We start from the raw sequence: 12,489 nt of genomic DNA, 5'->3' as shown, positions 1-12,489 counted from the left end.
GCACCCGGGACGCGTCCCGCGGCAGGTTTAGACTCGTCGGGTGCTTCACCGCGTCCGCCTCGATCTGGCCTACGACGGCTCCCACTTCAACGGCTGGGCGCTCCAGCCCGGGCTCCGCACCGTGCAGGGGGTCCTCGAGGACGCGCTCGGCCTCGTCCTGCGCTCCGAGGAGCGGACGGTCGTCACCGTCGCGGGACGCACCGACGCCGGAGTGCACGCGAGTGCGCAGGTCGCGCACCTCGACCTCACGCCCGAGCAGTGGTCCCGCCTGAACGGCCGGCCCCGCGCCGGGACGGAGGCGGTCGAGCCGGAGGTCGTGCTCCAGCGCAAGCTCCAGGGCATCCTCGGCCAGTACTCGGACGTCTCCGTGCATCGGGTGAGCCGGGCGCCCGACGGCTTCGACGCGCGCTTCTCGGCGCGCTGGCGCCGCTACGAGTACCGGCTCGCCGACCGGTCGTCCCTGCGCCGGCCCCTCGAGCGGACCTACACGACGTGGATCAACGAGGCGGTGGACGAGAGCCTGATGGAGCGGGCGGCCGAGTCCCTGCTCGGGCTGCACGACTTCGCCTCGTTCTGCCGCGCCCGCGTCGGCGCCACCACGATCCGCAGCCTGCTCGACTTCACCTGGGAGCGCGATGACGACGGCGTCCTGCACGCGCACCTGCGCGCCGACGCCTTCTGCCACAGCATGGTGCGGGCGCTCGTCGGCTCCTGCGTGGCGGTGGGGATCGGGAAGCTCGGCGCGGGAGAGCTGCCACTGCTGCGCGAGTCCGCCCGGCGCACGAACGCCTTCGCCGTGATGCCGGCGCGGGGCCTCATCCTGCGCGAGGTCGACTACCCCGAGGACTCCGAGCTGGCGGAGCGGGCCGCGCTCACCCGGGTGAAGCGGACCCTGCCCGGGACGGCTGACGAGAGCGAGGACGAGGCGTGACCCGCCGGAGCCGCCGCGCGGCCGGTCTCGCCGCCGCGCTCGTCCTGCCCGCGGTTCTGCTGCTCGCGGGCTGCTCCTCGGCGGCGCTCGACGTGCCGGACGAGGCTCCGCCGGTCGCGACCCCGGTCGAGACCGTCGCGCCGAGCACCGATCCCACCGCGGGGGAGGGGGCGCCCACCCCGGGGGCCGCCGACGTGGAGTCGCTCGACTGCGCCGCCGTGCTGCCGATCACATCGATCGAGGCGGTGCTCGAGTTGCCCGCGGGCTTCGTCACGACCTCGGAGCAGGGGTCCGGCTGCGCCTGGGCGATGGCGGGGAACCCGGCGGCGCTGGTCCTGCAGACGGCGACCGGCGACGTCGCCGGCGCGTTCGAGGCGCAGGAGTCCGTCGGCTCCGCGGTGCCGAGCGACCTGGGGGACGACGCCTTCTTCCGCGCGGGCGACCCGGCCGTCGACCCCGCGGCGACCCTCGTCGTGCTGGCGGGGGACCGGCTGCTCTCGATCCGCTCGGCGGTGGGCGGGCAGGCGGCGCTGGAGTCGCTCGCCACCGAGGTCCTGACCGCGCTGGAGCAGGAGTCGCTCTGAGTGCTCGCGCGCCTCGGCGGGCGACGGCGGGGGCTCGCGAGCTTCCGCTCCGGGCCCGTTTGCTGTAGCGTCGACCCTTGGTGTTCTCGGCCGTGTGCCGGCACCCGAAGTTGAGCCCTCCACCGGATCGGTTCGGCCCCCTCGCGGGTCGAACGGCCACGGAGCGGGATTCACGAACTCCTCACTCCGATCAGAAAGCAGCACTCACGTGACTCGCACTTTTTCTCCGAAGCCGGCTGACGTCCAGCACGACTGGATCGTCATCGACGCGTCCGACGTCGTGCTCGGCCGTCTGGCCACCCACGCCGCTGCGCTCCTGCGCGGCAAGCACAAGCCGACGTTCGCGCCGCACATGGACATGGGCGACTTCGTCATCATCGTCAACGCCGAGAAAGTGGCCCTCACCGGCCAGAAGCTCCTCCAGAAGAAGGCGTACCGCCACTCCGGCTACCCGGGCGGCCTCACGGCCACCACGTACGCCGAGCTCCTCGAGAAGAACCCGATCCGCGCCGTCGAGAAGGCCATCCGCGGAATGCTCCCCAAGAACTCCCTCGGTCGTGCGCAGCTGCGCAAGCTGAAGGTCTACACGGGCACCGAGCACCCTCACGCGGCTCAGCAGCCCAAGGCGTACGCCTTCACCCAGGTCGCCCAGTAGGCTCCGGCCCTCCCCGACACCCCAGACTTCGAAGACAAAGGATCACCTACACCGTGGCGAAGATCGCAGACCAGATCGACGTGGCTCCCGAGAGCTACTCCACCGAAAGCCCGGCCACCGAGGCGTCCTCGACGCCTCGCGCCGTCCTCAACGTCTCCGGCGCAGCCGTGGGCCGTCGCAAGCAGGCCATCGCCCGCGTGCGCCTGGTCCCGGGCTCCGGCAGCCTGACCGTGAACGCCCGCGAGTTCGCGGAGTACTTCCCCAACAAGCTGCACCAGCAGCTGATCAACGACCCGTTCAAGGTCCTCGACCTCCTCGGCTCGTACGACGTCGTCGCGAAGATCACCGGCGGCGGCCCCTCCGGCCAGGCCGGCGCCCTGCGCCTCGCCATCGCCCGCGCGCTGAACGAGATCGACCGCGAGAACAACCGCGCCATCCTCAAGAAGGCCGGCTTCCTCACCCGCGACGCTCGCGTCATCGAGCGCAAGAAGGCCGGTCTCAAGAAGGCCCGCAAGGCGTCCCAGTTCTCGAAGCGCTAGTCGCTGCGGCCCCTGCGGCCGCCGATCAGCAGCTTCAGAAGGGGAATGGCACCATGCCGCGCCTGTTCGGAACAGATGGCGTCCGTGGCCTCGCGAATCGCGACGTCACGGCCGACCTGGCCCTCGGCCTCGCCCAGGCGGCCGCCCGTGTACTCGGTGCGGCCGCCCGGGCGGAGGGCCGTCGGCCTCTCGCCGTGCTCGCCCGCGATCCTCGGATCTCGGGCCAGTTCATCGGGGCCGCCGTCGCGGCGGGCCTCGCCAGCGCCGGCGTCGACGTGCTCGACGCGGGAGTGATCCCCACTCCGGCCGCCGCCTACCTCATCGCCGACGAGAGCGCCGACTTCGGCGTGATGATCTCGGCGTCGCACAACCCCGCCGCCGACAACGGCATCAAGTTCTTCGCGGCCGGCGGCCGCAAGCTCCCGGACGAGCTCGAGAACCGCATCGAGGCGGCCCTCGGCGTCCCGGCGCTGACGCCGCTCGGTGCGGACGTCGGCCGGATCCGCCGCTTCGCCGACGCCGAGGACCGCTACGTCCTGCACCTGCTCGGCTCGCTCGGCAGCACCCGCCTGGACGGACTGCACGTGGTCATCGACTGCGCGCACGGCGCCGCCGCGGGCATCTCTCCCGAGGTCTTCACCGACGCGGGCGCGACCGTCACAGTGATCGGCAACGACCCCGACGGCATCAACATCAACGACGGGGTGGGCTCGACCCACCTCGACCACGTCGCCGAGGCGGTCCGCGAGGCGGGCGCCGACCTCGGCATCGCCCACGACGGCGACGCCGACCGCTGCCTCGCGGTCGACGCCGAGGGGCGCGTCGTCGACGGCGACCAGATCATGGCGATCCTCGCCACCTCGATGGCGCGCCGCGGAGTCCTCCGCGACAACGTGCTCGTCGCCACGGTGATGAGCAACCTCGGACTCAAGACCGCGATGGCCGACGCCGGCATCCGCGTGATCGAGACGGGGGTCGGCGACCGCTACGTGCTCGAGGCGATGAACGACGGCGGCTACTCCCTCGGCGGCGAGCAGTCCGGCCACGTCATCATGAGCCGCTTCGCCACGACGGGCGACGGCGTCCTGACCGGTCTGCAGCTCGCGGCCGAGGTCGCGCGCACCGGGCGGACGCTCGCGGAGCTCGCCTCCGTGATGCGCGTGTTCCCGCAGACGCTCGTCAACGTCCGCGGCGTCGACCGCGAGGGCGTGCACGACGACGCCGTCATCGCGGCGGCCATCGCCGACGCCGAGCGCGAGCTCGGCACCGGTGGACGCGTGCTGCTGCGCCCCTCGGGCACCGAGCCGATGGTCCGCGTGATGGTCGAGGCCTCCACCAAGGAGACGGCGGACCGCCTGGCGGAGTCGCTCGCGGCGGTCGTGCTGCAGCAGCTGCGCGTCGCGGCGTAGTCCCGTCCATGCTGGTCGAGTAGCCCCGGAGGGGCGTATCGAGACCCACGTGATCGATGCGGGTGGATCTCGATACGGCCGCTGCGCGGCCTACTCGATCAGCATGGGGTGTGCGGTCCGCCTGCGCGGCATGCCGGTCGAGTAGCCCCGCAGGGGCGTATCGAGACCCCGCGTCAGATCTTGCGGAGGAGCACCGAGGAGACGGTGTGGTCCGCCTGCTTGCGCAGGACGAGGCTCGCGCGCGAGCGCGTCGGCCGCACGTTCTGCAGCAGGTTCGGCTCGTTGATCGAGGACCAGATGCTGCGGGCCCGGGCGCGCGCCTCGTCGGGCGTCAGCGAGGCGTAGCGGTGGAAGTACGAGTTCGGGCTGGCGAACGCGCCCTGCTGCAGGGCGAGGAAGCGCTCCTCGTACCAGCGCGCGATGTCGCTCGTGCGGGCGTCGACGTAGACGGTGAAGTCGAACAGGTCGCTGACCGCGAGGCCGTGCCCGGGAGCGGGCGGCTGGAGCACGTTCAGCCCCTCGACGATCAGCACGTCGGGACGGCGCACGACGATCTCCGCGTCGCGCACGATGTCGTAGGACAGGTGCGAGTAGAACGGCGCGCGGACCTCGGCGGCCCCGCCCTTCACCTCCGAGACGAAGCGCAGCAGCGCCCGCCGGTCGTACGACTCCGGGAAGCCCTTGCGGCTCATCAGCCCGCGCCGCTCGAGCTCGCTGTTCGGCAGGAGGAAGCCGTCCGTCGTCACCAGCTCGACGCGGGGGGTGTCGTCCCAGCGCGCGAGCAGCTCGCGGAGCAGGCGCGCGATGGTCGACTTCCCGACGGCGACCGAGCCGGCGACGCCGATCACGAAGGGGGTCGGCTGCGCCCGCTCGCCGAGGAACGTGCTCGTCGCCCGGTGCAGCTGACGCGCGCCGCCGGCGTAGAGGGTCAGCAGTCGCGACAGCGGCAGGTAGACCTCGGCGACCTCGGTGAGACTCAGCCGGTCGCCGAGCCCGCGCAGCTGCACGACCTCGGTCTCGCTCAGCGGCAGGTCGGTGCTGCGGGCGAGCTCGGCCCAGTCGGAGCGGACGATCTCGACGAACGGGGAGGGGTGCGCCTCGCGCCCGGGTTCGCGAGCTGACGACGACATTCGACCGATCCTAGCGGCCGGTGCGGTTCGGCCCCGTCGCCGCAGGAGCGGTCCCGCGCGCGATTAGGATCGAGCCCATGTGTGGAATCGTTGGATACGTCGGCGCGCGCGACAGCCTGGCCGTGCTGCTCGGGGGCCTGAAGCGACTGGAGTACCGCGGATACGACTCCGCCGGTGTGGCCGTGATCGACGCCGACGGCGCGATCGACAGCCGCAAGCGCTCCGGAAAGCTCAGCGTCCTGGTCGACGACCTGGAGGCGCACCCCATCGCGCAGGGCACGACCGGCATCGGGCACACCCGCTGGGCGACCCACGGCGGCCCGACCGACCGCAACGCGCACCCGCACCTCGCGGACGACGGGCGCCTGGCCGTCATCCACAACGGCATCATCGAGAACTTCCAGCCCCTCAAGGAGGAGCTGCTCGCCGAGGGCGCGGTCTTCGAGAGCGAGACCGACACCGAGGTCGCCGCGCACCTGATCGCCCGGGAGCACCGCCGCACGGGCGACCTGGTGCTCGCGTTCCAGGCCGTCGTGGCCCGTCTCGAGGGCGCGTTCACCCTGCTCGCGCTGCACCAGGATCAGCCCGGCGTCGTCGTCGGGGCTCGTCGCAACTCGCCGCTCGTCATCGGGCTGGGCGACGGCGAGAACTTCCTCGGCTCCGACGTGGCCGCCTTCGTCGAGTTCACCCGCCGCGCGGTGGCCATCGGGCAGGACCAGATCGTCACGATCACCCCCGACCTCGTCACCGTGACCGACTTCTTCGGCAACGCCGTCGAGACGGAGCCGTTCGAGATCGCCTGGGACGCGTCCGCGTCCGAGAAGGGCGGCTGGTCCAGCTTCATGGCCAAGGAGATCAGCGAGGGCCCGGAGGCCGTGGCCAAGACGCTGCTCGGCCGCCTCCACGACGGCGCCGTCGCGCTGCCCGAGCTCGAGGCGCTCGACGCGACCCTCGCCGAGATCGATCGCATCACCGTGATCGGCTGCGGCACCGCCGCCTACTCGGGCATGGTCGCCAAGTACGCGATCGAGCAGTGGGCCCGCGTGCCCGTCGAGGTCGAGCTCAGCCACGAGTTCCGCTACCGCGACCCGGTGCTGACCCCGCGCACCCTGGTGATCTCGATCAGCCAGTCCGGCGAGACGATGGACACGCTGATGGCCGTCAAGTACGCCCGCGAGAAGGGCGCCAAGACGCTGTCCGTCTGCAACACGCAGGGCGCGACCATCCCGCGCGAGTCCGACGCGGTGCTCTACACCCATGCGGGCCCCGAGGTCGCCGTCGCCTCGACCAAGGCGTTCGTCGCGCAGATCGCGGCGCTCTACCTCTTCGGCCTGCACCTGGCCGCGGTGCGCGGGGCGTCCTCGCCCGAGCTGATCGCGTCGCAGGCCGCGCAGCTCGCCGCGATCCCCGAGAAGCTCTCCCGGGTGCTGGACGCCTCCGAGGCGATCGCCCAGCTCGCCGGCTGGATGGCGGACACCCGCGCGGTGCTCTTCCTGGGCCGCCACGTCGGCTACCCGGTCGCGCTCGAGGGCGCGCTGAAGCTCAAGGAGCTCGCCTACATCCACGCCGAGGGCTTCGCCGCCGGCGAGCTCAAGCACGGCCCGATCGCGCTGATCGAGCCGGGCCAGGTCGTCTTCGTGATCGTGCCGAGCCCGAGCGAGTCGTACGAGCTGCAGCGCAAGGTGATCTCGAACATCCAGGAGATCAAGGCTCGCGGAGCCCGGGTCATCGCGATCGCGGAGCAGGGCGACGCGGCCGCGATCCAGATCGCCGACGAGGTCGTGCCGATCCCGCTGGCCGACCCGCTGTTCGAGCCGCTGCTCGCCGTGACGCCGCTGCAGATGTTCGCGATGGAGCTGGCCTCGGCCAAGGGCCTGGACGTCGACCAGCCGCGCAATCTCGCCAAGTCGGTCACGGTCGAGTGACCCTGCCGTGATCGTCGGGATCGGCGTGGACGTGGTGGATCTCGCGCGCTTCGAGCGGGCGATCAGCCGCACCCCACGCCTCAGGGAGCGGCTGTTCGCCGAGAGCGAACGCGACCTCCCGACGGCGTCACTGGCCGGGCGCTTCGCTGCCAAGGAGGCGCTGATCAAGGCGCTGGGCGACTCGGCCGGCGCGCGCTGGCACGACATGGTCATCGAGCGCGACGAGCACGGGAACCCCTCCTTCGCCCTGCACGGCGCCGCGCGGATCGCGGCCGAGGCGCGCGGGATCGCCCGGGTGCACGTCTCGATGAGCCACGACGCGGGTGTCGCCTGCGCCTTCGTGGTGGTGGAGTCGTGATCGCTCCGCTGGCCTACCGCGAGGCCCTGATCGACCTCGACGCCGTCACAGCGAACACGGCCCGGCTGCGCGCGCTGACGGCGGCCCCGCGCTTGATGGCGGTCGTCAAGGCGAACGCCTACGGCCACGGCGCCCTCCCGGTCGCGCAGGCCGCTCTCGCCGGCGGCGCGGACGCCCTCGGCACCGCGGACCTCGAGGAGGCGGTCGCGCTGCGCGAGGCCGGGATCCTCGCGCCCGTGCTCTGCTGGCTGCACGACCCCGAGCAGGACTTCGACGCGGCCCTGGAGCACGGGATCGACGTCGCCGTCTCCTCGGTCGCGCAGCTCGACCGGCTGGCGCAGGCCGCCGAGGATCGCGGTGTCCGCGGAGCCGTGCAGCTGAAGGTCGACACCGGTCTCAGCCGGAACGGCGCGGCGGAGGCGGAGTGGCCGCTGCTCGCTCAGAGCCTCGCCCACCACGCGGCGCGCGGCTCGCTGCTGCTGACGGGGCTGTTCTCGCACCTCTCGAACACCTCCCGCGAGGAGGACCTGGAGCAGCTGGCCGTGCTCCGCCGGGCCGAGGAGGTGCTGCGCGACCACGGCACGCCGGCGCCGATGGTGCACCTCGCCGCGACGGCCGCCGCGCTCCGGCTGCCGGAGGCGCGGCTGGACCAGGTGCGCACCGGCATCGGCGTCTACGGACTCTCGCCGTTCGACGACGAGACCTCCCTCGGCCTCGGCCTCGTGCCGGCGATGACGCTGCAGGGCCGCGTCGCCGGAGTGCGCCGGGTGCCCGCCGGGACGGGCGTCAGCTACGACTACGCCTACCGCGCCGCCGGGGAGACGACGCTCGCGCTGGTGCCGTTCGGCTACGCCGACGGGATCCCGCGGTCGGCCTCGGGGGTCGCCGAGGTGGCGATCGGCGGGCGTCGGCACCGCATCGCGGGCCGCGTCGCGATGGACCAGTTCGTCGTGGACGTGGGCGACGCCCCCGTCGAGGTCGGCGATCCGGTGACGCTGTGGGGCGACCCGACCACGGGGGTCCCCTCCGTCGACGAGTGGGCGCGCTGTTGCGGGACGATCAACTACGAGCTCGTCACGCGGATCGGGCACCGGGTCCCGCGCCGGACGGTCGGCGGCCCGGCGGGCGCCGTCCGTGCCTGAGCGCGCCTGGTTCGCCGACCGCACCGTCGAGGTCGCGGATCCGGACGCGATGGAGGAGCTCGGCCGCTCCCTCGGCCGGGTGCTGCGCGCCGGGGACCTGCTCGTGCTGACCGGGCCGCTGGGCGCGGGCAAGACGACGTTCACCCGGGGTCTCGGCGAGGGCCTCGGCGTCCGCGGGCCGGTGACGAGCCCGACGTTCGTGATCGCACGGACGCACCCCTCGCTGCACGGGGGCCCGCCGCTGGTGCACGTCGACGCCTACCGCGTCGGCTCCGCGGTGGAGCTGGACGACCTCGACCTCGACCTCGAGCACTCGGTCGTCGTGGTGGAGTGGGGCGCGGGGCTGCTCGACGGCGTCGCGGAGTCGTGGCTCGACGTCGTCCTCGAACGCCCGACCGGCGGCTCCGACGCCGAGGACGGCGTGGAGCCGATCGAGCCGCGCACGGTGCGCTTCCGCGGCACGGGCTGGGCCTGACGGCCGAGCGTCGTCGGTGGGTGGGCTCGCTGCATGCTGATCGAGCAGCCCTCGGAGAGGGCCCTCTCATGCTGATCGAGTAGCCCTCGGAGAGGGCGTATCGAGATCCACCGTCGTTCGGTGGGTGGGTCTCGATACGCCGCTGCGCGGCTACTCGACCAGCATGAACGGGCCGCTGCGCGGCTACTCGACCAGCATGAAAGGGCCGCTGCGCGGCTGATCGACCAGCATGGAGGGGCCGCTGCGCCGCGGGCTCCACCGCAGGCTGCGTCGCCGCCCGCGGGTAGCCTGTCAGGGTGCTGCTCGCGATCGACACCTCCTCCGGTACCTCCGTCGCCGTCGTCGGCCTCGACGGCGCGGTGCGCGCCGAGCGGACCGAGACCGACACCATGCGGCACGCCGAGGTCGTCGGCCGGTTGATCCAGGAGGCCCTCGAGGCCGCGGGCGTCGGCCCGGACGCGATCGAGGCCGTCGCCGTCGGCATGGGCCCCGGGCCCTTCACGGGCCTGCGCGTCGGGATCGCCGCGGCCCGCGCCTTCGCCTTCGGCCGCGAGGTGCCCGTCCTCCCCGTCGTCTCGCACGACGCGATCGCGCTCGCCGCGCTGCGCCACGGCGGCGCCGACGGCTTCCTCGTCGTCACCGACGCGCGCCGGCGCGAGCTCTACTGGAGCGCCTACGCCGGCCTCGACGAGCAGGGCCTCCCCGTCCGCACCGCCGGCCCCGGTCTCGACAAGCCGCCCGCGCTGCCCTTCCCCGAGCTCCCGCGTCTCGACGCCGAGACCGTGTCGGCCGCGGAGCTCGGCGTCGTCGCCGCGCTCACCCGCGCCGCCGGCCGCGCCCCCGCCGAGGACGAGCCCCTCTACCTCCGCTCGCCCGACGTGACGCTCTCCGCCGGCCCGAAGCGGGTCACCGCGTGAGCGCCGAGCTGCGCGAGGCCACCGTGGACGACCTCGACGCGATCATGGCGATCGAGGAGTCGGAGTTCACCAGCGACGCCTGGTCGCGCACCATGATGCGCGAGGAGATCCGGAGCCGGCACACCCGCTACCTCGTCGCCGAGGACGCGGGCGAGCTGGTCGGCTACGCCGGGCTGCTCTGCCCGGTCGGCGCGCACGAGGGCGACGTCCAGACCATCGCGGTGCTGGCCACCGCCCGTCGCGCCGGCCTCGGCCGCCGCCTGCTGCGCGCGCTCGTCGCCGCGGCCGCCGAGCGCGGCGCCCGCGAGGTCTTCCTCGAGGTCCGCGCCGACAACCCGGCCGCCCAGTCGCTCTACCGCTCGGAGGGCTTCGAGGAGATCGGCGTCCGCCCCGCCTACTACCAGCCCGACGGAGTCGACGCGCTCGTGATGCGCGCCCCGCTCCCCGCCCCTCGACAGGAGTCGCCATGACCGCCGGTCCGCTCGTCCTCGGCATCGAGACCAGCTGCGACGAGACCGGCATCGGCATCGTCCGCGGCACGACGCTGCTCGCCAACACGATCGCCTCCTCGATGGAGGAGCACGCGCGCTACGGCGGCGTGGTGCCCGAGGTCGCCGCCCGAGCCCACCTCGAGGCGCTCGAGCCGACGCTGCGGACGGCGCTCGCCGAGGCGGGGGTCTCGCTGCAGGAGCTCGACGCGATCGCGGTCACCAGCGGCCCGGGCCTCTCCGGGGCGCTGATGGTCGGCGTCGGCGCCGCGAAGGCGCTGGCGCTCGCGCTGGGGAAGCCGCTCTACGCCGTCAACCACCTCGTCGGACACGTCGGCGCCGACGTCCTGCGCGCCGACGGCAGCGCGGGCAGCCCGGTCGAGGTGCCCACCATCGCGCTGCTCGTCTCGGGCGGGCACACCTCGCTCCTGCACGTGCGCGATCTGGTCTCGGACGTCGAGCTGCTCGGCGAGACCATCGACGACGCGGCGGGCGAGGCGTTCGACAAGGTCGCCCGCGTGCTCGGCCTGCCCTACCCGGGCGGTCCGCAGATCGACCGCGTCGCCGCCGACGGCGACCCGCGGGCGATCCGCTTCCCGCGCGGTCTCACCCTGCCGAAGGACCGGGAGAAGCACCGCTACGACTTCTCCTTCTCCGGGCTGAAGACCGCGGTCGCGCGCTGGGTGGAGAAGCGGCAGGACGCCGGCGAGGAGGTCCCGATCGCGGACGTCGCCGCGAGCTTCCGCGAGGCGGTGGCCGACGTCCTCCTGACCAAGGCGATCGCCGCGTGCGTCGACCGCGGGGTGCCCCGGCTGCTGCTGGGCGGGGGAGTGGTCGCGAACGCGCGGGTCCGCGAGCTCGCCGAGGAGCGCTGCGCCGCGGCGGGGGTGACGCTGCGGATCCCCGCGCTCTCGCTCTGCACCGACAACGGCGCGATGATCGCGGCGCTCGGCGCGCAGCTGATCGAGGCCGGGCACGCACCGTCGAGCCTGTCCTTCGGCGCCGACTCGACGCTGCCGGTGACCGAGATCCAGGTCCGCTAGCTCTCTAGCGCAGCGACGTTCCGCGTCACAAGCGCCGTCCAGCCTTTTGACAGCCCTCCGACGGCACTGCCACGCTGAGCGCACTCACCCGTTCCTGATCAAGGGGATCCGCCATGACCACTCCGTACACGCCCGCCTCCGACCGCTACAACATCCTGGCGATCATCGGCTTCATCGCCTCGTTCTTCGTCTCGATCGTCGGCATCGTCCTCGGCTTCATCGCCCTGTCGCAGATCAAGCGGACCGGCGAGCGCGGGCGCGGTCTCGCGATCGCCGCCGTCGTGATCGGCTTCGTCGCGATCATCATCACCATCATCTCCGCCGTCGCCCTCTTCTCCCTCGCCGGCCTGGCGAGCACGACGACGAACTACTGATCGACAGCACGCCCGCCGCAGGGGGCGAGGGCGTGCGGGGCTCGAGGAGGGCGACGTGAACGACGACACCACCGGCGATCCGGCAGCGGGGTCCGCGGCACCGCCGCCGCGGTACGCGCCGCCCTCCGGACCGCCGTCGCCGACGTACGCGCCCCCGACGGAGCCGGCGGAGGCGGCGGGACCCGGGGAACCGGGCTCCGCCGTCCCGTCGGACGGGTACGCCGAGGGCTACGGCCACCCGGGCGCGCCCGCACCCCGTCCGCCGCTGAACGGCCTCGCCGTCGCCGCGCTGATCTGCGGCATCCTCGGACTCGCCCCCGCCGCGATCGTGCTCGGTCACGTCGGCTTCGCGCAGGCGCGCCGCTCGGGTCAGCGCGGTCGCGGGCTCGCGATCGCCGGCTTCCTCCTCGGCTACCTCGCGCTCGTCCTGCTGGTGCTCGGCGTCGTCCTGTACACGGCCTTCGTCGGCGGTCTGCGGACGGACGGCTACCTGCCCTCCTGAGGCCGGCACCGCCCTCG

At 73.2% G+C, this 12,489-nt stretch carries 15 protein-coding genes; 14 read left to right on the top strand and 1 reads right to left on the bottom strand.

Annotation, left to right across the window (positions count from 1 at the left end):
- Window positions 1–40 precede the first annotated feature (40 nt).
- The 5 genes from HQQ82_RS06265 to glmM all read left to right on the top strand — a co-directional run bounded on the left by HQQ82_RS06265 (window position 41) and on the right by glmM (window position 4,118).
- A complete protein-coding gene (locus tag HQQ82_RS06265; protein ID WP_173232124.1) occupies window positions 41–931 on the top strand; it encodes a tRNA pseudouridine synthase A in 891 nt (296 codons plus the stop codon).
- A complete protein-coding gene (locus HQQ82_RS06260; RefSeq protein WP_173232123.1) occupies window positions 928–1,515 on the top strand; it encodes a hypothetical protein in 588 nt (195 codons plus the stop codon). The genes HQQ82_RS06265 and HQQ82_RS06260 overlap by 4 nt, the downstream gene beginning before the upstream one ends.
- Before the next feature lie 208 nt (window positions 1,516–1,723).
- Window positions 1,724–2,170, top strand: a complete 447-nt coding sequence (gene rplM / locus HQQ82_RS06255) for a 50S ribosomal protein L13 (RefSeq protein ID WP_123445074.1) — start codon at window positions 1,724–1,726, stop codon at window positions 2,168–2,170.
- Between the two features lie 53 nt (window positions 2,171–2,223).
- Complete coding sequence (gene rpsI / locus HQQ82_RS06250; RefSeq protein WP_123445075.1) at window positions 2,224–2,709, top strand: 30S ribosomal protein S9; 486 nt, start codon at window positions 2,224–2,226, stop codon at window positions 2,707–2,709.
- 53 nt (window positions 2,710–2,762) lie between these two features.
- Entirely contained in the window at window positions 2,763–4,118 is a 1,356-nt protein-coding gene (glmM, locus tag HQQ82_RS06245) for a phosphoglucosamine mutase (protein ID WP_173232122.1), read from the top strand.
- Window positions 4,119–4,291: 173 nt separating this feature from the next.
- Here glmM and coaA read toward each other — a convergent pair whose 3' ends face one another.
- Entirely contained in the window at window positions 4,292–5,248 is a 957-nt protein-coding gene (gene coaA, locus HQQ82_RS06240) for a type I pantothenate kinase (RefSeq protein WP_173232121.1), read from the bottom strand.
- A gap of 77 nt (window positions 5,249–5,325) precedes the next feature.
- On the opposite strand from coaA, the gene glmS reads away from it, so the two are divergent.
- The 9 genes from glmS (at window position 5,326) to HQQ82_RS20525 (ending at window position 12,472) form a co-directional block, all read left to right on the top strand.
- The gene (gene glmS, locus HQQ82_RS06235) at window positions 5,326–7,173 is read left to right on the top strand and encodes a glutamine--fructose-6-phosphate transaminase (isomerizing) (protein WP_173232120.1); all 1,848 of its coding nucleotides are present in this window, start codon (window positions 5,326–5,328) and stop codon (window positions 7,171–7,173) included.
- A gap of 7 nt (window positions 7,174–7,180) precedes the next feature.
- Entirely contained in the window at window positions 7,181–7,531 is a 351-nt protein-coding gene (locus HQQ82_RS06230) for a holo-ACP synthase (RefSeq protein ID WP_173232119.1), read from the top strand.
- Window positions 7,528–8,673, top strand: coding sequence for an alanine racemase (alr, locus tag HQQ82_RS06225; protein WP_173232118.1), 1,146 nt, complete (start codon window positions 7,528–7,530; stop codon window positions 8,671–8,673). The genes HQQ82_RS06230 and alr overlap by 4 nt, the downstream gene beginning before the upstream one ends.
- A 49-nt stretch (window positions 8,674–8,722) precedes the next feature.
- Window positions 8,723–9,148 (top strand): tRNA (adenosine(37)-N6)-threonylcarbamoyltransferase complex ATPase subunit type 1 TsaE, encoded by a 426-nt coding sequence (tsaE, locus tag HQQ82_RS06220; RefSeq protein ID WP_173232365.1) that lies wholly within the window; start codon window positions 8,723–8,725, stop codon window positions 9,146–9,148.
- A gap of 296 nt (window positions 9,149–9,444) precedes the next feature.
- Window positions 9,445–10,065: a tRNA (adenosine(37)-N6)-threonylcarbamoyltransferase complex dimerization subunit type 1 TsaB gene (tsaB, locus tag HQQ82_RS19495; RefSeq protein ID WP_367947836.1), complete on the top strand. Its 621-nt coding sequence runs from the start codon at window positions 9,445–9,447 to the stop codon at window positions 10,063–10,065.
- Complete coding sequence (gene rimI / locus HQQ82_RS19490; protein WP_367947835.1) at window positions 10,062–10,535, top strand: ribosomal protein S18-alanine N-acetyltransferase; 474 nt, start codon at window positions 10,062–10,064, stop codon at window positions 10,533–10,535. Before tsaB ends, rimI begins: the two co-directional genes overlap by 4 nt.
- Window positions 10,532–11,596, top strand: coding sequence for a tRNA (adenosine(37)-N6)-threonylcarbamoyltransferase complex transferase subunit TsaD (gene tsaD, locus HQQ82_RS06210; RefSeq protein WP_173232117.1), 1,065 nt, complete (start codon window positions 10,532–10,534; stop codon window positions 11,594–11,596). The genes rimI and tsaD overlap by 4 nt, the downstream gene beginning before the upstream one ends.
- Before the next feature lie 113 nt (window positions 11,597–11,709).
- On the top strand, window positions 11,710–11,970 hold the full coding sequence (locus HQQ82_RS06205) for a DUF4190 domain-containing protein (RefSeq protein WP_173232116.1): 261 nt from the start codon (window positions 11,710–11,712) through the stop codon (window positions 11,968–11,970).
- 55 nt (window positions 11,971–12,025) lie between these two features.
- Complete coding sequence (locus tag HQQ82_RS20525; RefSeq protein WP_173232115.1) at window positions 12,026–12,472, top strand: DUF4190 domain-containing protein; 447 nt, start codon at window positions 12,026–12,028, stop codon at window positions 12,470–12,472.
- The last annotated feature ends 17 nt before the right edge of the window (window positions 12,473–12,489 follow it).

The organism is Rathayibacter sp. VKM Ac-2856 (assembly GCF_013205055.1).
Classification (GTDB): domain Bacteria; phylum Actinomycetota; class Actinomycetes; order Actinomycetales; family Microbacteriaceae; genus Rathayibacter.
This window is presented reverse-complemented; position numbering and strand designations above follow the sequence as displayed.

Excerpts from the sequence above, each read along its gene's own strand:
- tsaD (WP_173232117.1), top strand. The coding sequence starts at position 10,532 with ATGACCGCCGGTCCGCTCGTCCTCGGCATCGAGACCAGCTGCGACGAG.
- tsaE (WP_173232365.1), top strand. The coding sequence starts at position 8,723 with ATGGAGGAGCTCGGCCGCTCCCTCGGCCGGGTGCTGCGCGCCGGGGAC.
- coaA (WP_173232121.1), bottom strand. The coding sequence starts at position 5,248 with ATGTCGTCGTCAGCTCGCGAACCCGGGCGCGAGGCGCACCCCTCCCCG.
- HQQ82_RS06205 (WP_173232116.1), top strand. The coding sequence starts at position 11,710 with ATGACCACTCCGTACACGCCCGCCTCCGACCGCTACAACATCCTGGCG.
- glmS (WP_173232120.1), top strand. The coding sequence starts at position 5,326 with ATGTGTGGAATCGTTGGATACGTCGGCGCGCGCGACAGCCTGGCCGTG.
- glmM (WP_173232122.1), top strand. The coding sequence starts at position 2,763 with ATGCCGCGCCTGTTCGGAACAGATGGCGTCCGTGGCCTCGCGAATCGC.